The 23,307-nt window shown below is 45.5% G+C and carries 21 protein-coding genes; 4 read left to right on the forward strand and 17 right to left on the reverse strand.

Going from position 1 to position 23,307, the window contains the following annotated elements; genetic code table 11:
- Positions 1 to 62: 62 nt before the first annotated feature.
- Positions 63 to 314, reverse strand: a complete 252-nt coding sequence (locus AC27EZ_RS15260) for a hypothetical protein (protein WP_487136140.1) — start codon at positions 312 to 314, stop codon at positions 63 to 65.
- 415 nt (positions 315 to 729) lie between these two features.
- Here AC27EZ_RS15260 and AC27EZ_RS15265 point away from each other — a divergent pair, with 415 nt between their 5' ends.
- Entirely contained in the window at positions 730 to 1,134 is a 405-nt protein-coding gene (locus AC27EZ_RS15265) for a type 2 periplasmic-binding domain-containing protein (RefSeq protein WP_487136141.1), read from the forward strand.
- A 63-nt stretch (positions 1,135 to 1,197) separates the two neighbouring features.
- Here the strand turns inward: AC27EZ_RS15265 and AC27EZ_RS15270 are convergent, their stop codons facing one another.
- A complete protein-coding gene (locus tag AC27EZ_RS15270; protein WP_487136142.1) occupies positions 1,198 to 2,109 on the reverse strand; it encodes a LysR family transcriptional regulator in 912 nt (303 codons plus the stop codon).
- A 214-nt stretch (positions 2,110 to 2,323) separates the two neighbouring features.
- Between AC27EZ_RS15270 and AC27EZ_RS15275 the strand changes: the two genes are divergently transcribed.
- On the forward strand, positions 2,324 to 3,478 hold the full coding sequence (locus tag AC27EZ_RS15275) for an iron-containing alcohol dehydrogenase (protein ID WP_487136143.1): 1,155 nt from the start codon (positions 2,324 to 2,326) through the stop codon (positions 3,476 to 3,478).
- Positions 3,479 to 3,691: 213 nt separating this feature from the next.
- Positions 3,692 to 5,494, forward strand: a complete 1,803-nt coding sequence (locus tag AC27EZ_RS15280) for a putative bifunctional diguanylate cyclase/phosphodiesterase (RefSeq protein WP_487136223.1) — start codon at positions 3,692 to 3,694, stop codon at positions 5,492 to 5,494.
- Positions 5,495 to 5,611: 117 nt separating this feature from the next.
- Here AC27EZ_RS15280 and AC27EZ_RS15285 read toward each other — a convergent pair whose 3' ends face one another.
- From AC27EZ_RS15285 to AC27EZ_RS15355, 15 genes are all read right to left on the reverse strand, one after another.
- Positions 5,612 to 6,601, reverse strand: a complete 990-nt coding sequence (locus AC27EZ_RS15285) for an AgmX/PglI C-terminal domain-containing protein (RefSeq protein WP_487136144.1) — start codon at positions 6,599 to 6,601, stop codon at positions 5,612 to 5,614.
- Positions 6,598 to 7,134: an ExbD/TolR family protein gene (locus tag AC27EZ_RS15290; protein WP_487136145.1), complete on the reverse strand. Its 537-nt coding sequence runs from the start codon at positions 7,132 to 7,134 to the stop codon at positions 6,598 to 6,600. Before AC27EZ_RS15290 ends, AC27EZ_RS15285 begins: the two co-directional genes overlap by 4 nt.
- Positions 7,131 to 7,706, reverse strand: coding sequence for an ExbD/TolR family protein (locus tag AC27EZ_RS15295; protein WP_487136146.1), 576 nt, complete (start codon positions 7,704 to 7,706; stop codon positions 7,131 to 7,133). The genes AC27EZ_RS15290 and AC27EZ_RS15295 overlap by 4 nt, the downstream gene beginning before the upstream one ends.
- 6 nt (positions 7,707 to 7,712) lie before the next feature.
- The gene (locus AC27EZ_RS15300; RefSeq protein WP_487136147.1) at positions 7,713 to 8,378 is read right to left on the reverse strand and encodes a MotA/TolQ/ExbB proton channel family protein; all 666 of its coding nucleotides are present in this window, start codon (positions 8,376 to 8,378) and stop codon (positions 7,713 to 7,715) included.
- A gap of 120 nt (positions 8,379 to 8,498) precedes the next feature.
- On the reverse strand, positions 8,499 to 8,834 hold the full coding sequence (locus AC27EZ_RS15305; protein ID WP_487136148.1) for a hypothetical protein: 336 nt from the start codon (positions 8,832 to 8,834) through the stop codon (positions 8,499 to 8,501).
- Positions 8,834 to 9,592 carry a tetratricopeptide repeat protein gene (locus AC27EZ_RS15310; RefSeq protein WP_487136149.1) on the reverse strand — a complete coding sequence of 253 codons (759 nt, stop codon included), beginning with the start codon at positions 9,590 to 9,592 and terminating at the stop codon, positions 8,834 to 8,836. Before AC27EZ_RS15310 ends, AC27EZ_RS15305 begins: the two co-directional genes overlap by 1 nt.
- Complete coding sequence (locus AC27EZ_RS15315; RefSeq protein ID WP_487136150.1) at positions 9,576 to 12,551, reverse strand: tetratricopeptide repeat protein; 2,976 nt, start codon at positions 12,549 to 12,551, stop codon at positions 9,576 to 9,578. Before AC27EZ_RS15315 ends, AC27EZ_RS15310 begins: the two co-directional genes overlap by 17 nt.
- Positions 12,541 to 14,628: a hypothetical protein gene (locus AC27EZ_RS15320; RefSeq protein WP_487136151.1), complete on the reverse strand. Its 2,088-nt coding sequence runs from the start codon at positions 14,626 to 14,628 to the stop codon at positions 12,541 to 12,543. The genes AC27EZ_RS15315 and AC27EZ_RS15320 overlap by 11 nt, the downstream gene beginning before the upstream one ends.
- Positions 14,629 to 14,644: 16 nt before the next feature.
- Complete coding sequence (locus AC27EZ_RS15325; protein ID WP_487136152.1) at positions 14,645 to 15,226, reverse strand: hypothetical protein; 582 nt, start codon at positions 15,224 to 15,226, stop codon at positions 14,645 to 14,647.
- A gap of 10 nt (positions 15,227 to 15,236) precedes the next feature.
- A complete protein-coding gene (locus AC27EZ_RS15330; protein WP_487136153.1) occupies positions 15,237 to 16,376 on the reverse strand; it encodes a DUF3570 domain-containing protein in 1,140 nt (379 codons plus the stop codon).
- On the reverse strand, positions 16,363 to 16,617 hold the full coding sequence (locus AC27EZ_RS15335; RefSeq protein ID WP_487136154.1) for a DUF4266 domain-containing protein: 255 nt from the start codon (positions 16,615 to 16,617) through the stop codon (positions 16,363 to 16,365). The genes AC27EZ_RS15330 and AC27EZ_RS15335 overlap by 14 nt, the downstream gene beginning before the upstream one ends.
- Positions 16,618 to 16,619: 2 nt before the next feature.
- Positions 16,620 to 17,144 (reverse strand): TlpA disulfide reductase family protein, encoded by a 525-nt coding sequence (locus AC27EZ_RS15340; protein WP_487136155.1) that lies wholly within the window; start codon positions 17,142 to 17,144, stop codon positions 16,620 to 16,622.
- A gap of 11 nt (positions 17,145 to 17,155) precedes the next feature.
- Positions 17,156 to 17,791 carry an outer membrane beta-barrel domain-containing protein gene (locus AC27EZ_RS15345; protein ID WP_487136156.1) on the reverse strand — a complete coding sequence of 212 codons (636 nt, stop codon included), beginning with the start codon at positions 17,789 to 17,791 and terminating at the stop codon, positions 17,156 to 17,158.
- The gene (locus AC27EZ_RS15350) at positions 17,761 to 18,501 is read right to left on the reverse strand and encodes an SH3 domain-containing protein (RefSeq protein WP_487136157.1); all 741 of its coding nucleotides are present in this window, start codon (positions 18,499 to 18,501) and stop codon (positions 17,761 to 17,763) included. The genes AC27EZ_RS15345 and AC27EZ_RS15350 overlap by 31 nt, the downstream gene beginning before the upstream one ends.
- A gap of 4 nt (positions 18,502 to 18,505) precedes the next feature.
- The gene (locus AC27EZ_RS15355; protein WP_487136158.1) at positions 18,506 to 21,211 is read right to left on the reverse strand and encodes an HzsA-related protein; all 2,706 of its coding nucleotides are present in this window, start codon (positions 21,209 to 21,211) and stop codon (positions 18,506 to 18,508) included.
- An 841-nt stretch (positions 21,212 to 22,052) separates the two neighbouring features.
- Between AC27EZ_RS15355 and AC27EZ_RS15360 the strand changes: the two genes are divergently transcribed.
- Positions 22,053 to 23,306, forward strand: a complete 1,254-nt coding sequence (locus tag AC27EZ_RS15360) for a hypothetical protein (RefSeq protein WP_487136159.1) — start codon at positions 22,053 to 22,055, stop codon at positions 23,304 to 23,306.
- Position 23,307 lies beyond the last annotated feature (1 nt).

The raw sequence follows: 23,307 nt of genomic DNA on the forward strand, positions 1-23,307 counted from the left end.
TTGATATTCAAGATTATATTAAATGTAGGCGGTTTTTTGATTACAGCAACTATTTTGCGTACTTACTTAACGATTACTTTTCCACCCATCATTTTGTAGGACGGCATTCCTCTAATCATTGCTTCGCGGGAAAATTGAACCCCACAAGACGGACATATACAAGGGGTCGCTGTATAATCGTGCACGATTCGAGCGATAAAACATTTCACTAATGCGCCTTTGCCCCCCTTTTTATATTTAAATAACGGGGTTTTGCATTTAGCGCAAAAAATATCGACCGTTTTTACCGGCCCTTTTTTATTTGGTTTTGCCATCGTGGTTATTGTGCTCCTTACGCATACGCCAATGTGAGTCGATGTAACACCTCCGGTAGCATACCGTTTACAATCACAAACTTGACAATAGCGACAGTATGGACAACGTTGTATTGGTCATAGCGCGCTTTGTACTATTGCGTTTCGGCAATAAGTTCGCCGCGCCTTAACGACAATAAAATTACACGTTATTTAAAATAATTGACTAAAATAAAAGGAATATTCTCGCAATCTAACAAGCAAATTCAGTAATGTCATATACAATCACTACTATCGAACAATATGAAGGTGGGCCATACTTTTGCGATAATACCCCCACTAGAGGTGGTAAAACATTGTGTCGTACCATCGTTGGCAGCGTTATCACAACTGCATGTGCAGTTTCATTAGAATTGGTATTTTAAGGTGCTTAAACATGAAATATATCCTACTCCTGTGCTTGGTATTTACACTACCTGTAACCGCAGCGAATGTTATTATTGTTAATGCAGGAAACGCTTCTGGCGTAGATTTAGACGCTGTAAAACGTATTTACTTGGGAAAATCGAAAACATTTCCCGACGGTAGCAAAGCCCTTCCTTTAACGTATGAGCAAGGCGAAGCGGTAAGAGCTAGCTTCAACGGCGGCGTGTTGGAAAAATCTGAAAGCCAATATTCTGCATTTTGGTCCAAGCTCGTATTCACTGGGCGAGGAACGCCACCTGAGTCGGTATCTTCACAAGAAGAAATGCTTCAGCTTGTTGCTACCAACCCAAACACACTTGGTTTTATTGACGAGAGTTTAGTGACTGATGCGGTGAAAGTGGTCAGCACATTCTAACCCTGCAGACATAATCGCTAAATAGCCCCATCCTATACATTGGGGCTTTTTTATATCTGCGATTTAATTGTCATGGCGCGACGTAATCACATTCATATTGGCAAAGGCCATGATCACATCTTTCGCATAACCTACTCTTGGGTGATTAAGCGCTCCCTTCTTCCACACTAAGAATATTTCATTTTCCGGCCCCTCTTTACCAAGCTGCACTAACTCGCCTGTATCAATCGCTTGTTTGCACAGATAGTCTGGTAACACAGAGTACCCTACCCCTGATTTAACAATGGTTGCTATCGCCCGAATATCAGGGCAAACCGCTGCCACCGGTGACTCACAACGCGCATTAAATACGCTATTAAAATATTGTCTGATAAGAGGCAATTGTTCATCGTAAGTAATCACTTTGTAATCTGCCAGCATTGACGCGTTAACCGACTGCCCCGCAAGTTCGCGCCCCTGCACTCGGTTCATTACTAATAGCAGTCGCTCTTTGTCCAAACATTGATAATCGTACATTTTTTCATTCGGCATAGACGCTGTGATGCCCAACTCAACGGTACCGTTTTCTAGCAGCGTGTAGATATTGTTTTTATTGCCCGTATGGATCACAAGGTTGATTTTGTCGGCTTGCAGTAAATTAGCAAGCGTTGGCCCCGCAACGAAACTTAGATATTCCGCAGGACCTGCCAGGTGTAGCGTTCCATGCACAGTAGAAGAACGACTCCTTATCGAGTCAACTTTGCTTTCTAGCATATCGATATGTTGGGACACTTGCAGTGCCAAGTCATCAGCAATTGGCGTAGGTTCAACGCCTCGCGCTTTTCTGATAAACAGTTCTCTTCCAACAATCGATTCCATCGATTGAATATGTGATGTCACCGCGGGCTGAGACATATTTAATCTAATCGCTGCCTTGGTAATATTTCCGCACCGATAAACTTCAACAAAGGTTTTTAGCTGGGTAAGGTATGACACTTGATGTGTACCTATCAGATTTGTGATGGCTTACACTAAATTATCTGACTTCTTGTTTTTATCCAAGCGCTCTAGGATAGCCAACACAATTTACAGGGTAGAAAATCTTCTCGCCACGTAAAGACACAATTGCAGCATCGATATCGCCTTTTTGTGCACGTCGATGCCTATTATCAGAAACCTAGGCAATGTTAAAAAGGAAGAAAAAAGAACCATGCTAAACTTTACATTTAAGAACCAAACTGAAATTTTATTTGGTAGAGGCCAACTTAGCGAAATTACCCCTCGCCTGCCAAAAAACGCTAAAGTCTTATTTCTCTATGGCGGCGGTTCTATAAAGAAAAATGGTATCTACGACAGCACATTGGCAAGTTTGAAAGGTGCGGACGTTGTTGAATTTTCAGGCGTGGAGCCAAACCCCGAGTTTGATACGCTGATGAAGGCGGTTGATGTGGCTCGCGAAAACGACGTTAACTTTATTCTTGCCGTAGGTGGCGGCAGCGTTATTGACGGTGCAAAATTTATAGCCGCGGCGGTAAATTTTGAAGGTGATCCGTGGGACATTCTCATTTCTGGCGCTAAGTTTGAAAATCCATTGCCCATTGGTGCAGTATTAACACTGCCGGCAACCGGCTCTGAAAGTAATGGCAACTCAGTCGTTAACCGCTCTGCGTTATCACAGAAACGCGCATTTTCGTCTGAAAGCGTACAGCCCGTGTTTGCGGTACTCGATCCGGAATTCACTTTTTCGCTTCCTCCTCGTCAAGTGTCAAACGGTGTGGTTGATGCGTTCGTGCATGTTATCGAGCAGTATCTGACTTATCCGGTGAATGCACCACTTCAAGACCGCTTTGCCGAAGGTATTTTACAAACCCTCATTGCAGAAGGGCCTAAAGCACTCGAAACACCAAAAGATTATGATGTGCGCGCTAATGTCATGTGGTCAGCGACCATGGCATTAAATGGTTTAATTGGAAAAGGGGTTCCGCAGGATTGGGGAACTCACATGATTGGCCATGAGTTAACCGCCCTTCACGGTTTAGATCATGCCGTGACATTGGCAATCGTACTGCCATCACTTATGTACGTTCAGCGCGAAAAGAAAGAAGATAAAATTCTTCAACTTGGCCAGCGTGTTTTTGGTATCGAAAACGAAGATAAAAATAAAGCTATCGATTTAACGATAAAAGCCGTTCAAGATTTCTTTGAGTCTATGCAAGTGAAAACCCGTTTGTCTGACTATGACATCGAAAAGAGTGCGATAGACCGCATTATCGCAAACCTTGAAAAAAATGGGATGACCGCCCTTGGTGAACATGGCGACATCAATCTTGAAAAAGCGAAAGAAATTTTAACGCTGGCAGCGTAAACGACGCTACTATCCTAGGGGCAATACGCCATTGCCCCTTTTTTGCCCGTACAAAATTAGTGCCATGAATATATTGCCTTTGGCGCATCAAAAGGTAGAGTATAGACATTACGTTAATTTAAGAAGGGCTTTACTATTAACGCTGATCATCTTGGTGAAACACCATCTGCTTTAGTTTTTGAGGCGCTTTCACACTTACGAAGAAACCGTGTGATGCAAATCAGTGCGGTCACTGGTTTCGGCGTTGCGCTCGCTTTGCTTGTCGCCAGAGACGTGACATTCACCATTTTCAGTACGGCGTTATTTGCCCTATGTGTTACTTATTTTCTTGCCTATAAACGCAAACTATCTGCAGCAATCTACTTACTGATCAGCACGCTTTCTTTGATGTTATTCGCCCTTGCTCTGACAGGCGCGGGAATATTCGACTTGGCAGCGCTGGGGTTCCCCGGCTTATTGGTGTTTGCAGCGACACTGGGAGGAGGTAGGCTATTCTCAATAACGCTTGCGCTGACAATGCTTCAAGCGTTTTTACTTTCAGGGCTTGCCATCGAGGGTTTCATAACACCCCATGTACCATCACTACGATGGGTACACGTTATGTTTATCACAATTATATTCAGCGTAACCGGGTTTAGTGTTTACGTGTTGGTTAAAGACATTAAAAAACTCATGCTTTCTTTACAACTTGAGAACCAAAAAGTAGAAGAAAGTCATGCACATATTCAACACCTTGCTCATCATGATCCGCTTACTAACCTACCTAATCGCTTATATGGCGAGCAACTGTTTGCCAACCTATTTATGATGGCTAATCCGGAAGAAAAAAACGTTGCAGTCTTTTTTCTCGACTTGGATAACTTTAAGCCCGTTAACGATGCTTTAGGCCATTCAGCCGGCGACACACTGCTACAAATGGTGTCTGAAAAACTCCAAACATCACTGCTTCAGGAGCATCATTTAATTCGCTTTGGTGGCGATGAATTTATTATATTAGCGCCATGCGAGAAGGATACCGAGTCAGTTAAATCGCTAGCTAAAACTATCATGCAAGCATGCGAGTCTGAGTTTGACATTCAGAATACAAAAGTAGCCATTACCGCTTCGTTGGGCGTGGCGATTGCACCACAGCATGGTGAAGACTTTAAACAACTGTGCAGAAAAGCCGATGTCGCCATGTATCATTCGAAACAACACGGGCGCAATACATTTCATATTTACGAGGCTCACTTAGATAACGAAGGTGAAGACAGGTTTTCGTTATTACAAATGTTACGAAGTGCGGTGCAAGGGTCGCAATTTGAAATGTATTATCAACCTATCGTAAACCTGAATGATGGGTCTACCCCCGCACTTGAAGCACTTATTCGTTGGCCGCAAGATGATGGCTCGTTTATCTCTCCAGATAACTTTATCCCGATTGCTGAAAGTAGTGGCCTTATTGTTGAAATAGGACAATGGGTTATTAACGAGGTTTGTAAGTTTGGTGCAAACATGCAAAAGAAAGGGTATACCAACCTTCGTATTGCCATCAATATCTCTGCCGTTCAGTTCCGAGACAACAGTTTAGTCACAGTCGTCACCGACGCACTAGAATATCATGACATTCCTGCCTCTATGCTAGAATTAGAGCTTACTGAATCTTTGTTTATTAACGACAAAGATGGTATTGCACAGCAGATTAACCAGCTGCGTGAATTAGGGATCGCTATTGCGATAGACGACTTCGGAACGGGTTATTCAAACTTAAATTATCTGCGAAGTTTTAATGCCACGACACTGAAAATAGATCGTTCATTTATTGGGGCGCTTGGAAAAGATAAATACGACAAGCCGCTCATTGCAGCTATTGTTAATATGGCTAAGAGTCTTGGATTAAGAACTGTCGCCGAAGGCATCGAAGATGAAGCAGCGTTGGCCACATTGATGGAGTTAGGCTGTGAATTTGGGCAAGGTTATTATTGGTCAAAACCCGTGCCGTCTCATAGCGCCCACCAGCTCTTAAAAAGTTCGTAACGTAACGGTTATGTTGTTTTTCCTCACCTCACCTTTTGCTTCAGGGAAATGAGCCCATTATGAAAAAGCCGAGCTTAACATCGTTAGTCTCGGCTTTTGTGTAACGCGACAACCATCTTAATATGGTAAGAAGTTAAACGCATACTCAAGTTGTGTTTGCTTAACGTTTGCCGCGCCAAAATTGATCATGCTAATACGGGCTAGCAATTTCTTTTCTAACGCCTCGTCATCAAGTTCACTGTTAAGTAAATCTACCGCGGAAAGTGCTCCATTGGCCTCGATAGTCAGTCTTACCGTAACTTTACCTTCTATATCAGGGTTAGCTCTCAGCGCTCGACGATATAGCGCATAAACCGCGCCTTTATTTGCATCTAACGTTTTACGAATAGACTCAACATCTCTATCGCCTATAACCGCCGCTTCTTGCTCAATCCGCTTCGCTGCTAGTGAGGCTGCCCCCTCTTCCGGCGCGTTAAATTCCGTCGTTCTGCGCCCGGCAAGCTCACCGCGGGCACCAATATTTTGACTGACTTCAGCGTTTTGTAAGCCTCCGCTGTCACTCGCCACAACCTCTTTTCCTATACGCTTGCGCGCAGTCTTTTCTGTTTTACCCGCACCTTCGACAGTTTGGGTGTCGGCAACGTTTGCAAGACTCAGGGTATTTCGCATACTGGCAAAATCATCTTGAAACGCTAACAAACCGGTTTGCTTTGCATTTTCCTTTGCCTGCTGCACTTTTTCAGCCTCTGTTGGCTGTACCTGCGGTGCCGGTTTCGGCTTAGGCTTAACAACCTCTGGTTCAACAGGCTTTGGCGTAGGTTTGGGCTTTTCTTTAACCTCTATAGGCGGCGCCTCTTCAGCGATAGGCTCTGGTTTAGGCTCTACGATTGGCGGCGGAGGCGGTACTTTAGGTTGAATAATACGAGCAAGCTGCGGGGGCAATGTGGCTTTTTCTTCTCGTGTTTGCTCAGGCAATTCTATGAGATTTACCACCACCGCTAACATTAGCGTTAACGCTAGTGTTCCATACGTAATGAAACTAAACGTACGGTTTTCTTTTTCACTTGAAGCCCAAGGAAGTTGCGTTTGCATGTACGTACTACTCATGCAGCGCCCTCCTGGTTTGTCGACGATGCTTTTTGTTCAACCGCTAACGATACATCGGTATACCCAGCCTGCGCACAGGTATACATGATCCTCTTTAACAATGCATAAGGCACACTACGGTCGCCCATAATCGTGATAGCTTTGCCTTGCACTGCGCTTTCATCGCTTGCATCAACGCTCGCACGCTTTGACGCCTGCTGAAGTCGAAATGCAAGTTCATCAGCCAATACTCCGATGGTCTCTTCATTGCTACTTAAAATTTCATCGATATTCGCCAGTTTTTGCCCCTGTAATACTAAGGTGCTGTTGTTCACCATTATCAATAATGTTTCTTTAGCGGCCACATCAGATGGTGACTCAGGCAACGTTATAGACTTGTGGTTATCTAATACCTGCACGTCTGATGCATTTAGCATTAAGAAAAAAACAAGAATAGTAAAAATATCCATCAACGACACAAGGCTTAGCTTTGCTTGTCTTGCATTGCGCTTATGGTTACGCGCCATACGCTTTGCTCTTACTGACTGCTTCATTGCCTTTCCTCCCCCTCTGCCATTGCCGCATCTGACCAATCAAGATTAGTCATTTCAGCAGGAACTTCAGCAAATGAAACGTCAGGGAATAACGCAGCGTCGACCACTGAAGCCGCAACCACATCTTTGTAAGAACGGGTTTTATCCAGCAGCGTCACTAGGCTTTGATAGTCAACACGGTCGTCTATCATCAAAACAATGTCGTCTTTTTCAACCCCTTTACCTAGTAGCGTTTGCTTCATTTGTTTCAAAACAAATTGAAGGGTATCCCAATCCTGTTGCACAACGCCGGTTTTGCTGTCAGCAACCGTTGAAATTTGCTTCACTAAATACCCTGATGGAAAATACACCGCGCTGCCCTCAGGCGTCACAAATAACTCAAGCTGCTGATTTTCGACATCGGCGCCCTCGCCTAATGCTTCAAGTCCAGGAAGCGTTAACTCAACCACGGTAATTCGTGAAAACACCATCATCATCAGCAATACAGGAACTAACACAATCATCAGGTTGAGGAACGACGTGATATCTAACTCTACATCTTGCTTCTTAAGGCGTTTACGTCTGCCTAACATGATAATTTACTCGTCAGATTGTCTGCTGTGGGCACTCACTGTCTTTTTCGCCATTAACACGTTAAGACACTTCACACCGGCCATTTCCATACTATCAACAATCTCTGTCGTTTTGGTTTGCAGGAGCGAGTGAAACGCTAGCAGTGGTATCGCAGCAATCAAGCCAAATGCGGTGGTATTCATTGCCACAGAAATACTTTGTGATAAAAGGCTAGCCTTTTCTGATGGATCAGCATTTGCTACCGCAGAGAACGCGGCGATAAGACCGATAATGGTCCCTAACAACCCCAGTAGGGTAGAAATATTCGCAAGTGTTCCTAAATACGGTGTGCGCTTTTCAAGGCGAGGAATGGTTTCCATCAAGCCTTCTTCCATTGCATACTCGATATCTTCTCTGCGCGGGCTAACTTGGAGCCGCGCGATACCCGCCCCAATGACTCGGGTGATCGGCGCTGCATTATGGTCGGCAATTCGCACGATTTGGTCGTAATGCTGTTGGCGTAACAATGGCTCTAACTCTGCAAACGCTTTTTTATTAACGCGCTTTGCCGAGTTTAAGAATACATATCGTTCAATGGCAATCGCTAACCCTATTGCTAACACAATAGAGATGGGGAACATGAAAGGGCCACCTTCTTGAAAGAAGCGAACAATAACGTCGAAGACTTGCATAATTTTTCCTTTTATCTCGTTGCAGCAACTACCTATTGGCTGCCCGTAATAGTGTTGTACCGCATTTTTGTTGTAATTTGGTTATCTGGATGCCCACACATCACGTGTGATTAATACGTATTAATTATCTTGTGTAGCTGGCGGTACTTTCATTTCATCAACGTCACTGAAATGTTGATTCAATGCCACTCTGCGTAAAAAGCGATTGCGCTCAATAGGCTGTGGCTGGGTATTCATGGGGGTCCACAATAACGCGCCCCTAATATTTCTGTGTTTCGGTAATTGCCATGGCACAATACTCAGTACTCTTGGCTGCTCTTTGTTACCTCGAATTGTGGCTTCTAAGCGAAGTGGTGTGTCGGGCGTCGCTTCATCAACGTTCTGTGCGTTTGCACTTAACGACACGACAAAAGAAGAAAGTAACATCAGCGACAGACGATAAGTATGAAACCGCATTATTGCTCCTTTAAATCGTTATTGCTGGACAACTTGCGTTTTGCATCGGCAATCCAGCGTTCAATCGTTCTTATCTCTTTTTCTGGCGTGGCGACATCAACAGCAATCAACGCTAAGTAGTTTTCATACATCGCTATCGCAGTCTGCTTTTCGCCCAAATACAAGTCGTGCAGAATACCCGCATTGTAATAGGTATTTGCAAAACCTGGCCATGCCGCAACGGCCTGCTTATAGTAGTTACTTGCCGTTGTGAATTGCCCTTTTTCGCGGTACAACATTCCTAACCGGTTTAACGCAAAATAATTAAACGGGTTGGCGCCCAGTGCATTGTGAAAATCAGACACCGCCTGTTTTGTATTACCGGCGTCAAGTGCAATATCACCGTTAAGCACCCACACCGCTGACGAGACATTGTTACCAGTAAGTAACGGTGCCAACGCCTCACTGGCATCATCAACATTGCCACTATTAAAAAGGCGAATTGCATTTTCAAATTGCTCTTTTTGCTCAACCGTCATTGTGCGTTTTGCGAGAACATATCGGTTTTCTGCCTCAAGCAGTGCGTTGGCCAACATATCTTGTGAAGACATGCTGAGGGTTTCTTGCGTTTCACTGCTTTGGGCTACTTCCGGCTCGGTGCTTTCATTAAAAGACGGCATCACGCTGCAGCCGCTCAGCATCAATATATAAATAGGTATAATGAAAAAGCCAGACCAATATCGTCGACACGTTTCGGTGAACTTAATAACGGTTAACATCAAGCGCCTCCACTTTTTCAGGCTTACGATATGCAGAAGGTGATAAGGAAGACAGCTTATCAAAGCTTGCGCGCACCCATTCGTCATAAACACCTTTCCAGCTTCGTTGTGCATTCGTCTCAAAAACCGTTATCGCCTCTTCTTCAAACGGGTATGCCTGCTCTTCAAGTAACAGGTCATATTGCTCACGCTCTAATGCTGATAATTCGGTCGGTCTTTCAGAAGCCATTAAGTCTGATGCCAATGTAAGATACAATTCGCCAAGCTGATGGTTCGCTACCGTCACATATTCACGTACACCATAAGTAAGTACTTTATTATGAGCCAGAACGGCCCGCTCTAACGCTACGCGCTTTTTGCTCATGCTGTCACGCAAGGGTTGATCAAGTTTTATGGCAGCAAACGTGTGCTTTGCATCGTTAGCAAATACCATGGCTGACATTGCTGCTAACGTTAACGAACGAGGAGTTTGGCTGCTACCCGCATTGTCGTGTCCTGCAATAAGCTTATTCAACCAAAAGCGCTGTTTTTCCTCTTCGCCACTTTGTTTGTAAAACTCGCTCATCAATAATCGTACCTCAGTTACGGTATCGAATGGCTCGGGATACGCGTGTGCATAGGTGCGATATGCAGGTAATGATAAGCTTCTGTCACCCGCTAAGTCATAGTATTCAGCCGCTAAAAGTAACGCTTCTCTCCCTGCATCAGTTTCTTTTTCTAACGTCCATTGACGGTAAAGAATATCCGCTGCAGGTTTCCATTGCTCTGTTTGCTCAAAGATGTATAGCAATTTACTTTCAATCGTCGAGGTTAATGCATTATCAGGAAAACGTGCCTCAAAATCTTGAAACATACGCTGCGCTTCATCGAATCGAGATAAGGTAAGTAAATAGGTCGCCGCATCATACTGGGCATTAATACGGACATCGACATTGGGAGTGTTATCGATAATCCGTTTTAAATGGCCAATCGCTTGCTCCAGATCATTACTGGCAACCGCATATTCTGCCTGCTTGTACATGCTTACCGCATAATTGCGTACAAGCGCGTCATAATCGCTGTTGTCACTCGCAATCGATTGAAGCAAAAAGGCATAACTTTGTTCTGCGTCGGCGTATTGTTCTAAACCAAAGTAGCTATGCGCTTTTACTAGGTTTGCGGAATAACGTAGCGATGCACTTATCTCTTGCGTGACAGCGTCTGGCGGCGTTAACAACCACTGACTATAAAACAACGCATCGGCAAATTGCGCCTTATCAAACTGACTTTGCATAAGCGTTTGTGTCACTGATATTGCTCTGGGGTCAGAAGTGAACGTTATGATGAAGTCATCGCGACTTTTCCGTTGCTTCTCTAACCACGATAAAGCTGTGTCGTCGATTTTGTCGGATTCGTCATTCAGGTCGTTGAGTAATGCATCGTAGGCAAGCAGCGCAGTATAAGCACCATCGCTTGAAGATTCATGGTTCACATACCGATAGGCGTAGTCTTCGTATTGCGTTATCGCGAGCGCGTATTGCTGCGCTTGAAAATAGCTTTCCGCAAGATTAAATTGTATTAGAGGCCGCTTTTCGTCATCAGGGAAGGTGCTGATGAACTCTAGGTAATAGGCTGCAGCATCAGAAAATGCCAAAGATGCTTGGTCGTTAAGCGCATCATCATCAAGCAATTGCAGCGCATCAGGCAGCGTATTACGCTTGTCCAGATCAACGAGTTGTTGTGCAAAGCTATGGTTAGACTGTGCCAGTTCTTGCAAATATTGATAGAGGTATGGGTTGGCTTTTTCCCGGTTTATCATACTCAAACGTGTGTAGTTACCTGTTTCGTAACCGAATGTGCTAACAAAGCCTGCTTTCGCGTTCATCACCTCGCTAGGGAAATCACCTAAAATAAACGCGTCGATGTGCTTAACGTAAAAAGGCACCGCTTCGCCGTGGTCAGTGTGTGTGCTAGCAAACGCCAGGTATGCCTCGGCAGCATCTAAAAAACGGTCATTATCAATATGCTGCTGAGCCAGTTCGTTATAAACAAGGTAACTATGCGGTTTATCGCCATAGAAGTTATAAAAATCGACAACGGCGTCGCCGTTTCCTCTGTATGAAAATAGCAGTGCCATAACGCGCAAGCTATCTTGCACCAGCTTTTGCTGCCCTTGAGATAAATCGCTCACCTCTGGCTGCCCGTAGAGAAAGTCACTACTGGCATCTGGCAAATGTGAAAAGCTTGCTGCCAGCATAGCGTCAAACGACACTAGCGCCGCTTCTTGTTCTTCTAATTTATAGTACGACCATCCCTGCATATAAGCAGACATGATGTAAAATGTATCGTACTGTTGTACGTCGAGCACCTTGCTGTACGCACTTGCCGCATTGGCATAATCACCTTCGCTGAAATAGGCCTCACCTTGTCTAAACCATGCTTCACTAGCATGTATAGAGTCAGGCTGAAGCTTTAACAATTCTGCCAGTATTATCGCGCTCTCTCTGCTTTTTCCCTGCAAGTCATAGGCACGAGATAATTGGTATAAGACTTCCGCTTCAGACACATCACCAGGATAATTTGTTAGTACCATTTTATATGCATCGATAGCACGCTGATAGAGCACATCTTCATCACGTTCCATGCCACTGCCAGATACCTGAAGCTCTTCGGCCAGTAGCATTTCAACGTCCGCCAGTCGTAACGCTAGCTGTCTCGACAAGGACGGGTTATCAATCTGCCCAACGAGCTCTGCATAGCCATCGCGAATAACATCAATTGCACCAGGAGATAACGTGGTTTTTTCCACAGAAATGGGCTTCACATCAAGCGATGTAATAAGTGACGTTGTCTTGGGTTCAACGTTTTTGACGACAATTTCTTCACCGAACATACTGCTACAGCCTGAAGCAGATAAGCATAACAATATCGCTGTCGCCGTTCCCGAAAATGAAAATGGCAATCGTGATTTATTCATCATTTTCGCCCCTCTCGTTTGCTCGCGTTGGGGTAACGAGTGCGTCGTCTGACAGCCTACTCTGTGAGCCCTGTCGCCAACGATCTTTAAGCTGTAAAATCGCTAATTTACTTAAATTTTGCTGCTGAACAAGGTAGTAGCGACGTGCCTCAATGGCCAACGTGGCTTCGCTGGTAAGCTGCTGCTCTAGTGATTCAATAAGCGTCGTTGTGGTGGCAGCGTGTAACGCAATGCGTGTTTTCATACCACTGATGCGCTCGCGTTCAGCACGCGTAAGGTTATTTTGTCTAAGCAAACTTTCAAACTGTGTTTGTCGGGCTTTTGCCTGTTCGAGCAGAGCCTGCGTTTGCTTGGTTGCTTTATTTAAGGTCCATTGAGCGTCAATGCTCTGCTCTGAAAGCGTCCACAACAGTATTCCCTTTAACCGTGTTAATCGCTGCTCGTAAGTGGGTCGTAATGTACGCGCCTCTTTTATTCGATTGAAGCGAGCTTGCGCGTTATCTAATCGCTCGAGCATGGCTAATTGCGGCCTATCGGCATAGATACTAAGCGCGTCAAACATCACGTCAGCGCTGTCTATCACAGATTCATTAGCTAAAGTCTGTTCTGTTTGCGCTAAGCGCGTAGTGAGCGCGTGTAGCTTTTCTTCAATATCAGACAGTCGTGCTTTGGTAGGGCTCTGTTCAAATGCCGCTGTGCGTAATGCATGTGCTTGATCGCGCTCATTTAACAGCAATGTAAAACGTTCTAACGTACCTAATCTTTCATTTAATTGTGTCTTTAAGGTATAGAGCTCTTCTAGTTGCGACAGTTGATCCTGCTGTTCAACATCGGTAAGCATAAGGGAGATAAGCAAGTCTTGGTGAGCAGCGGGCCACAAGGCTTTCCAATCACTATCGCCCGTGCGGTCTACATCATCAACATTTAACGAGCGTACGCCTGACGCCAGTGACTGCCAATACCCAGTTTTAGACAAATTTTGACTGAGTACATCAAGCTCTCGCACCACATTATCTAATTTATTAACAAGACGAACCAGTGTTTCATAAGCCTGTACTTCTCCGTCTTGCTCGGCATAACCTAGCGCCAATGCATGAGTTGCTTGCAACGTGTAAAGATTATCAGGTTGTTGCGATAAGAAGTCCCACACACCCATTGCTAGCGGCCAGTCGTTACGGCGGACTAACCCCCAGCCGTACTGAAGTAATGCTTCATCTCTTATCAATGACTGCCCATTAATTTTTCCAAACTCGCCCAATGCATCAGTAAAGCGTCCTCGCGCAAGCATTGCTTGACCATGGGAAAGGTGAACTTGATTTAGCAGCGCTTGTATTTCTGCTCGTTGAACCGCTTCTTGCTCTCGGTCCTGCCACCAACCAATCCATTGTAACCAACTTTCTTTTGTGGTCGTGGTGGTAAGCTGTTTTGCCAGTGATGTCGCTACCGCGGCAAAGCCATTAATGGCAGTATCATATTCGCCCTTTGAATATGCCTGCACGGCTTCGTTATAGTCTAAGTATTGGCGGGTTACGTGGTCAGTAGGAAGCGCCTGCTCAAAACGTGAAATGTCTGGTCTACCAATATTCAGCGATGCTTGCGCCGCTTCATAATTAACGTCGTACCATTGAGAAGGCGTGAGTAATTCATCAATATCAATATCACGGGCCTCAACGGTGCGCAAAAAGGCGTGATACGCATCTAACCCTTTTTCGGCATTATGCTGAGAGAAATGCAGTCGTGCTAACCAGTACAGTGCAAGGGGGCCCTTACTATTGCCCGTTAGTTGCCCTTCTTGACCTAAGTTTCGCTGTGCTAAGTCGGGCATACCGTAACTAAGACCAACACCACCTTCTAGCAATGACACTATTTTTAATTGCTCGTCACTGACACCTTCCTGCCTCGCTTTTGCCATTTTGCTTAAGCTTGTTAGCGGGTCATCCGTGTAAAGTGAATATACGATTTCGCCAAACCGCAGGGCCTCGTGGTGTTGCTCGGCTGTTGTCGACGTTGCGGCTGTGGATGCCGACGTGCCGCCAATAGCACAGGCAACAAAATAAAACAGTAAGAAGCGTTTTTGCATAATTTTGCGCCGCGACCTATAACACAACAGCAGAAAATTCAGGCTGATGCTTGGCGCTAGAATCGATAATTTTAAGCTCTACGGCTTGGGCGTCGTCCTCTTTGTCAAATTGCAACGTCACCGCACGTTTATACTCTCGATTTTCCGGGCCGTAACCAATAAAAAACGCCGTAAGCTCGTGAGTACCTTGACTTACATTCCCCATGTACAAACGCTGAATTCCCCCTCGCTGCAATGCCTTTACTTGCTTTTCGGTATACAAGTAGTTGGTAACCGTGTCGTTATCAATTTTCAACTCAACGGCGTCCAAAGAAAAATAGGTACCCACATCAACCGACAAATAAACGGCTACCTGAGTGCTTGAGGGAAACAACAAATCTTCCTCAAGAATAAATAAATCTCTATTAAGTTCGATAAGCGCTTTTTTAAGGGTCTCGATTTGGGTGGTTAATGGCGCTTCTTGCGCTTTCGCATTAAATGAAGCGACCGTTAAGGTTATTGCAGCAAAAAGCATTACCAGCATAATGCAGTTGGTTATACCGAGCTCGTGAAGTCGCGACTGTTTATTTTGTTTTTGTTGTGTATGCACCGTTGTCATTACAGGGTCCTTAGTACCAAACCGAAACGTAGGCTCTAATTACGTTTGCAGAAAATCCAAATAACGCTTCTTCACCTACTGGTGCATCGTCCGTGGCGTCTCTGAAGTTGTCGTAGTCAAAGTTCATATAATCATACTCGAAATTTAGCGTGCTCTTTTTCAAATATGATGCCGCAGAAAATGCCCACTCGTAAGTGACACCGACACCAGCGGAGACGCCAGAGTATGTCGACAGTTCTTTATCGCGAGCCATAATGTTGAATTCGTCCGCACGAGTGAATAAGTCGCGGTAAAAATCGGCTTGATCCTGCTGATAAAAGCGTACATGCGCATCCAAAATCCATTCGTCGCCAATAGTGTGAATGTAACCCACCTTTGCGTTGGTCGCCCTTATCCCCCATGTGTCGGTGTAATAGCGAGCATTGCCATAAATACTTGCACGGTAAGGTAAATAATAATTAGCGTTAACCGAGAATGCATTACTCACTCGGGTAGTAGGGTAAACCTCGGTGGTAAATGAAAACCCGCGCGCACTGTTTTCATCAAGGTAGCGGATCGCTCGGTAGGGGTTGTTTAGGTACCCTTCATCTGATACGTTTTCAGCGTTAACGCCGACAATTAGGCTTTTTGTCACAACCTGCGTTAACCCCAAACCAAACTTTTGGCGATTCGCCTCTTCAAGAAAGCTTTCATCACCCCGGCGTCTAATTTCATCATCACCTCGAGAGTAACTGAGCGACAGCGTTGTTAAATCGCCGAAGAAGTCCTGACTGATACCCAAATGATAAGAATTTGCTTCAAAGTCGTTTTCGCTGGAATTGGTGTAGCTGACGTTTATCAGTGTTTTGTTGTGAAGAAAGTCGCCACCTACTGTTGTCTCTTTGCGCTCTTCTTGGTATTCACTGGCTTGCGCTCTTACATCAATAGACGCACCAGAGATGGTATCAACATAGTAGTTCGCTGATACTGACACGTTATTACCGACTTTTTTACGCAGCAACACCGACGGCCCGTCAATGGTTACACCATCGCCCGAGTAACTATGGTACATGGCATCTGAGCGGTCTTGTGGCAGTACTGCGCCATTCGATGTCACGCTCACGCATGCAATAACCATTAATAGCAGTAATCGGTATTTAGTTACAGCCACAACCGCCCCCTGCACCGCCGTCCGCTCCTCTGGCGCCTTCTCGGGCTTCAAATACGTGCTTCACGTAAGCCAGTGCAATGGGGTTTCTGTTCGCACTCATGATAGGGTCGGCTAAATTGCTTCGCTCATAGGGTTTTACCCATGGCTCTATATCTTGAATACTGGCTATCGTACTTACACACCCTGAACTTAGGAGTGCACCGAGGACGAGCGGCACAGTGGCTAGTGAACGTATTTTCATCATCATTCTCGCAACAATAGTTTTATTGCTTTTTCATAGCTTTTTTCATCGCCCGACTTGTAGCCTTTGTGTATCAGTCGCGTGTTTCCATCACGATCTATCATAACGGTGGTCGGCATGGCGGAAACGTCGTAAAGCTCACTCACTTCCCCATTTGGGTCATACAGCACAGGGAAAGTAATATCGATATCATTAAGCAACACATCGGCTTTACTCGAGTCGTCATCCACATTAACACCTAATATCGTCACGCCTAAATCTGCGTACTCTTGATACATTTCTTCAAACGCGGGCAACTCTTCTCGGCACGGTCCGCACCATGATGCCCAGAAGTTAACAATAACGATATTACCCCGCTCTTCGCTTAGGCGACGGTTGTCACCGTCACGACTTTTTAGGGTAAAATCAGACGCGGGTTGATTTTTAACTGGCGCAGAGGCCTCAGATGCGGTTGATACGGTCAGTGCAAGCAGTACAAATACTGCCAATGCTAAACCGGTAAAACTGTTTATTAGCTTAAACTTCATATGCTAAGTCCTCAGAAAAAGAAGCTGGCACCCAGGGTATACTGGATGTTGTGAGTGTCCTTTTCCTCACCAATGATTTCACTGCTGAAGATGTGATCTTTCACATCTAGACGCAACGCGAAATAGTCGGTTAATAGCACGCGATAGCCTCCACCCAACGTGAGTGTGAATTGACTGTCGCCACCAAACTCAGTGCTTCCGCCACCTACCGTTAAATAAAAGTCGGTATTGAATACGGTGCTGTCTGTAATAAATAACTCGCCGTTAACGTTGTAGCCCACCGAGAGGTCGTAGTACGTATACTCCCGCTCATCATCCGTTAAGAACGGCGCACCACCCGACAATATCTCAAAGCTGGTTTGCCCCGCATCAGCTTGTGCGTAGCTCGCCTCAGCAAAGATGTTTTCAGTGATGTGATAGGCAAGGCTTACGCCAATAATTGAAGACGACGAAAAGTCTTCAATACTGATTTGGCCTGCAAACACACCTATTTCGAAGTTTTCACTGTCAATATCCGCTTCTCGAATGTCCCGTCTGTCTAATTCAGGCTCGATAACTGGCGGTGGCGTTTCCTGACCAACAGCGACAGGTGCTGCTGTAATTAATGTTGTACCGGCTAAAAAAAGACCGAGAACCCTAGCGTCCATTGGTTTAACTCCTCAAATTCATCTCGCTCTGTAAGCGCGGTTAATCGTTTGTATTCTGCGCGCATTACAAAATTTCTTGTTAGGTAATATCTCACGCCAGCCCCTACTTCTAATAAATCATTAGTTCGGGTATCGGCTCCGCTTTGCACCAATGTCGCGCTGGGTTCGGTGCGAATTTGTCCGGCTCCTAGCGTAAAATAGGGTGTTAGTCGCCACTCGGGAAAGGTGTAATGCTGTAGTCGAACTAGCCACATACGGTTATCAGAAAAGTCACCTAACGCTTGCGTCGCGCTAATTTCTGCCGCGATGTTCTCTGTTAATATCCACGCAGCACTCACCGACATGGCATTAACATCATCCAGTTTACCGCCAAAAATGCCGAACTCCCACGTTCTGCCCTGATAACCTTCAAAATTGTTTTGGGCCAACAGCAAAGGTCTATCATCAACGTCTCGTGTGCTGGCAAGCGCCGCTTTGGCAATCCACCCTTCTTTACCGTCTTCGGTCACTACCTTGTACCAGCCAGTATGCTCCTTTAACACGGTAATGCGTTCTCCACGCTCAATAACGTGGAATATTGGAAACTCTGATGCAGGCCCGGTGTGCATATCGGCATAGGGCTCAACAACCTTTACCACCACCGATTCGGCGCGCACAGCGCTTAATTGACAGAGTGATAGAAAAGCGAAAACAAAAACGATTACACGCATTTACCTAGTCCTGAGGCACATCAAAAGGGTTATTGTAATACTGTGCCCCTAAATCTAGCCACTCTGCAATCATTTTTAATTCAGAATCAGATAAATAGCCTACATGTGACCCTGTCGTAAACGCGTTAAAGAAAGTATTGCTTGCCGCTGCACTCGTTGCTCTTGCCGACGCAGAAACCGGCACGGTTTGCATAACAGGTATGGGGTTGCCCTCGGGGTCTAATATCAACTCTCCGTCTTCGTCGCGCTCAAATATTGGATTGCCATTCGCGTCAAACGCAGGAACGAGCTTATCAAGTAACACGCCTTCAACCAGCTCTACTTCATTATCGGTAAACAATAATTCACGGTAGCCTGTTAGCTGGTTTGGGTTATCAAGTGATGGTTGGTTCGTTAAATCAAGCTGCGCAATCGGCACTTGCGTCTCGCCATCGGCATTTGAAGGCGTATGACAACTGATGCAGGTATTATCGTTCACAACCATCCCCGCATCGTCGACTGTGGTTCGGTCTACTTCAAATAACGGCTGTATATGGTCGGGATAATTAATCATCACTCTACATTGCACTGTCCAGCGCTGTGCACAACTTTGTGAAATAGGAATTGCGGACGTTAGATCGCCGTAGGTATAGCGGATCGAAGGCGCAGCTGCTGTAGTCTCAGGGTTTGACCACACGTCGTCAAACTCGATATCTGGCGATGGATAAGCAATACCATCAATGCGCCCTTTTGTTTGCGCCATGGTCTCACCCAAATCGGTAAAATACGCTGGGTTAGCACCAGGGTGTGCGCCGCCTGTCGTCGGTGCGCCTAAGTTAATAGAAGGGTACTCTGCTTCTGCCCTACCGTGTGGCAATGTACTGTCTGACGTATGGCATCCATTGCACGTTTTTACCTCACCTGGCACCAATTGTAACCAGTTGTCATGGCGCTGTGAGATACGCTTTCCATTGCGGTCTAAAAAACTAAACGACAGGGGAACATTGGCCGGTAAGTCAACTAGCACCGATCCGTCTGGTTCGACAGGCACATACCCTATAATTTCGCGCATCAACATGTTGCGAACAGGACCAAAGTCACTGCGGCTAACATCAACAACATCATCGTCAGGTATAGACACGCTTTTTACTACACGCATGAACCGAATGGGGCGTGCCTCTGCTGAAGTCAGCGTGGGATCAGCCATAACGGTTATACCGCTAGGGGTAACATCTTCACCGGAAAAATCATAGACACTACGTATATGTACTCGGCCTAACGACTGCTCAGCCAAAGAAGAGTCAAGCTGTTCAGTTTGCGCATAATCGGCAGGAAACGCGCGAGATTCCATTGAGACCAGTTCGGTATACGCTACGCCTTCTTCAGGCGCCGCAATAACCTGCTGTGTATTCGTTTGAGGATCATAAATCCACAAACCATACAATAAGGGCGCAGCCTCGATATCAGGGTTTGCAAGTAGTGTATCGTTGCATGGCAATATAGTGCGCGTTACGCCCTCTTCTACCACTTGGTCAGGGTCGAATACACGGCATTGGCTCCACGCAAAAAGTTGGCGTGAACTACCATCAAATAGCGGGTATAACGCGGCAACATAGCCGCCAGGTGACAATACGCTTTGTGTGTCGATGTTATCGAAAAGCGCCGCCTCTTGACCGGGGCCTGTCAAGCTATCGCTGCTGGCAACGGGGCTATTTACATCAATATAATTTGCGGTATCTAAACGATAAAAGTTCCCGCCTAGTGTATCACGCTCGTACGCCCTTACTGCCACCAGCACTCTATCGTCAGGCGTGACCCGGCTTTGTGCAAAGTGAACGTTTTGGCCATTAAGTTCATGGCTATGGCGGCCGTAGACTATTTCTAATTCACTACCGTCAGGGTTCATTTGGTATAAATGCATCCCCTTGTCACCAGCTGCTTGATCCCAACGGGTAAACAGTATTTTTCCGTTAGGCATAACCATAGGATCAATATCGTGACTTTGGTTGAAAGACACCTGGGTTATACCGGTGCCATTTGCATCCATAACGTGTAACACAGACGCGGGTACATTCAAACTTTCCTCTAACCCAGCGTATTGCGCTTTCCCTTCGTCAACGAGTATGGCTTGGTTGGTTCTTTGGCGGGTTGAACTGAATATAATTCTGCCATCGGGCAAATAAACGGGGCCGGTATCATCACCAGCCTCAGCGATAATGTCTGAAGCAATAACGCGACGCAGCTCGTCAGTGACACGATGGTATTCCCATATGTTCCATGTAGGTTGTTCATCGTCATCAGCATTGTCGATAGTAGGCGCACGCATTGCAAACAAAAGCGTTGAGCCGTCGTAAGACACCTCGACATCTTTCACATCATACTGAGGACGATCGACGTCTTCATCACTACTATCTTGCGTAGAGTCCTCTAAAAAAGCACGATCGGTGATATTCACTTCTTCGCTGCTGACAGACGCTCGCGCTTTAAGGTAAAGCGCCGCGCCAGGTAAAAACTGGCTGGGTTCTCGTAAATCGCTCGCAAGTGGAGTGCCGTTCTCATCAACCGGTAGCGTGCGCTTCACGAATGCAATAGGTATATCAACCACCACAGGGTCAGGTTCATCGGAGCGTTGAGACACCACCGATTCACCACAGGCGGTAATCAGCAACATACTTACAATAACGGCTGCAAGCTTGCACTGAATACGTGTGATTGAAATATTTGCCGACATAAGGCTACCTATAAATGCCACAGTTTTGCTACGGTGTAGAACATAATGAAACAAGTATACCAACCTGCTATAACCCTAAGTAAGTGTGGATAAAGCGAGACACTCAGTTCATGTTAACGTGCCGGGCACGCTGTTCTTGTATGCTATCAGCATTTCACTTCATCTTTGTTAAAACAAGGTCAACAGTCATCAAAAGGAATAACTTTAGATACGTTATCGGAATGAATGAGAGAAATTATAGAAAAATGATCGCCACCAATGACAAAAATTTTTCTTAATTCTTTTTATGTCTACGAGGCAATACTTCCCAGCGTAACCAATAAGACACATATCAAATTAAAGCATTGATTAATAGGCAATTAAAAACAGAAACAATTCTTCTGACCACCCTATCATGACCAAAAAAGAAGATTGCTGTTGTAAAACGACGACACGTTAAGTTCATATACTTGCATTCGATTACCCTACACTCGTGCGCGAACGACTGTTTTTCCGAGGTTTTTCGGGAGTGGCTCAATTCTTGTAAACGTACTTCAATCGTAAAATTACTGCATTGGCACAACGTTGTGCTAAAAACCAAAAGCGAAAAAGCGTTTCTTTCTTGACGGCAGTAAGCGCCAGACGGCATTTGTTAAAATAAACTGGTCAACATTGGCGTCTACGGAGACGTGAAGAAGTATTGCGCTTTTTACTTAAAAATCAGCGCTTTTTTGCTTTATCGGCACAGTTACTACGCTGGCTGATAGTTATGAAATCTAACACGTAAGAAAGAACGTCACACTTTATTGTTCAAGCAAGCATTGCTTTCATCTATAGGTTGCCGTTATCAGGAGCAAAGACTGTGCACACCCCATTTTTTCAAACTGCCATTACAGAACATAGGCGGTCATGTAAAGCGGCTGCAACGCTTGCAGGTAAAATCGCCCTATTAATAATTACCATGAATACTGCTACGGCAGGCCCTCGAGAGCAGGCAGATAAAATGCACAATAGACTTGCAGGTGTGCCGGCATCAACCACAGTGCTTGATGCTATGCAGGCACATATAGAGGCAGGTAATAGTCAGCAGGCCGCGTACCTAGCAATGGATAACCCAGCTTTTTATAACGTAACACTCAAAACATGGGCCGCGCCTTGGACCAACGAAGCGTTTGATAAATTTGAACCCCTTAACGACTACATTGCTACCGTGATTGGAATGGCACGAGATGATGTTGATTTTAGGCAATTGCTAAGCGGCGATATCTTGTACGTGGGCGACGACGCGCTAAATTTACCTGCTTACAGCAATAACAATAACGATCACTACTTGGCAATGGAAGAGCGTGTTACCGACCTTGACGAACATTTAGTTCGCACCACACAGTCGACGGTTACTGGATTACCGGCTAGTGCGACAGCCGGCGTAATAACGACTCGCGCCGCAGCAAAAGCATTTTTTAAAGATGGTACGAACCGCGCCATGTTCCGCTTCACCCTTATAAATCACTTATGCACAGACCTAGAAGGAGTTGCAGATATTACGCGACCACCAGATCGTATTAGGCAAGATGTAAGCCGCAGTCCCGGTGGTGACAGCCGGCTATTCCACAACAACTGTGTAAGCTGCCATTCCGGGATGGATCCGCTCGCGCAAGCTTTCGCCTATTACAACTACAACTATGATGTAAACGGCGATCCCGACGGCGAACGTGGAGCGTTGCAATACAATGGTAGCGGCGAGATAGATACAGCAACCGGTTTACGGGTGCAGGAAAAATACTGGATAAACAGCAACAATTTTGTTCACGGTTATGTCACCACCGATGATGGCTGGGATAACTACTGGCGTGAGGGCCCTAATTTTAATTTAGGTTGGTCAGACGCATTGCCTGGCAGTGGTAACGGCGCCAAATCGATGGGCGAAGAGTTAGCAAACAGTCAGCAGTTTGCCTCGTGCCAAGTAACGAAAGTATTCGAGGAAGTATGCTTACGAAAGGCACAAGATGCCAACGACAGAGCACAGCTTTCAAACATGGCTGCCCAGTTTGCTTCAAGCGGTTACCAAATAAAGACAGTATTCGCGCACGCAGCCGATTATTGTAAGGGAGAATAAG

The sequence above is a fragment of the Alteromonas sp. 4NH20-0056 genome, from assembly GCF_057539655.1.

Coding starts and splice junctions, on each gene's coding strand:
- AC27EZ_RS15260 (WP_487136140.1), bottom strand. CDS start 314: ATGGCAAAACCAAATAAAAAAGGGCCGGTAAAAACGGTCGATATTTTT.
- AC27EZ_RS15265 (WP_487136141.1), top strand. CDS start 730: ATGAAATATATCCTACTCCTGTGCTTGGTATTTACACTACCTGTAACC.
- AC27EZ_RS15275 (WP_487136143.1), top strand. CDS start 2,324: ATGCTAAACTTTACATTTAAGAACCAAACTGAAATTTTATTTGGTAGA.
- AC27EZ_RS15280 (WP_487136223.1), top strand. CDS start 3,692: ATGCAAATCAGTGCGGTCACTGGTTTCGGCGTTGCGCTCGCTTTGCTT.
- AC27EZ_RS15285 (WP_487136144.1), bottom strand. CDS start 6,601: ATGAGTAGTACGTACATGCAAACGCAACTTCCTTGGGCTTCAAGTGAA.
- AC27EZ_RS15290 (WP_487136145.1), bottom strand. CDS start 7,134: ATGAAGCAGTCAGTAAGAGCAAAGCGTATGGCGCGTAACCATAAGCGC.
- AC27EZ_RS15295 (WP_487136146.1), bottom strand. CDS start 7,706: ATGTTAGGCAGACGTAAACGCCTTAAGAAGCAAGATGTAGAGTTAGAT.
- AC27EZ_RS15300 (WP_487136147.1), bottom strand. CDS start 8,378: ATGCAAGTCTTCGACGTTATTGTTCGCTTCTTTCAAGAAGGTGGCCCT.
- AC27EZ_RS15305 (WP_487136148.1), bottom strand. CDS start 8,834: ATGCGGTTTCATACTTATCGTCTGTCGCTGATGTTACTTTCTTCTTTT.
- AC27EZ_RS15310 (WP_487136149.1), bottom strand. CDS start 9,592: ATGTTAACCGTTATTAAGTTCACCGAAACGTGTCGACGATATTGGTCT.
- AC27EZ_RS15315 (WP_487136150.1), bottom strand. CDS start 12,551: ATGATGAATAAATCACGATTGCCATTTTCATTTTCGGGAACGGCGACA.
- AC27EZ_RS15320 (WP_487136151.1), bottom strand. CDS start 14,628: ATGCAAAAACGCTTCTTACTGTTTTATTTTGTTGCCTGTGCTATTGGC.
- AC27EZ_RS15325 (WP_487136152.1), bottom strand. CDS start 15,226: ATGACAACGGTGCATACACAACAAAAACAAAATAAACAGTCGCGACTT.
- AC27EZ_RS15335 (WP_487136154.1), bottom strand. CDS start 16,617: ATGAAAATACGTTCACTAGCCACTGTGCCGCTCGTCCTCGGTGCACTC.
- AC27EZ_RS15340 (WP_487136155.1), bottom strand. CDS start 17,144: ATGAAGTTTAAGCTAATAAACAGTTTTACCGGTTTAGCATTGGCAGTA.
- AC27EZ_RS15345 (WP_487136156.1), bottom strand. CDS start 17,791: ATGGACGCTAGGGTTCTCGGTCTTTTTTTAGCCGGTACAACATTAATT.
- AC27EZ_RS15350 (WP_487136157.1), bottom strand. CDS start 18,501: ATGCGTGTAATCGTTTTTGTTTTCGCTTTTCTATCACTCTGTCAATTA.
- AC27EZ_RS15355 (WP_487136158.1), bottom strand. CDS start 21,211: ATGTCGGCAAATATTTCAATCACACGTATTCAGTGCAAGCTTGCAGCC.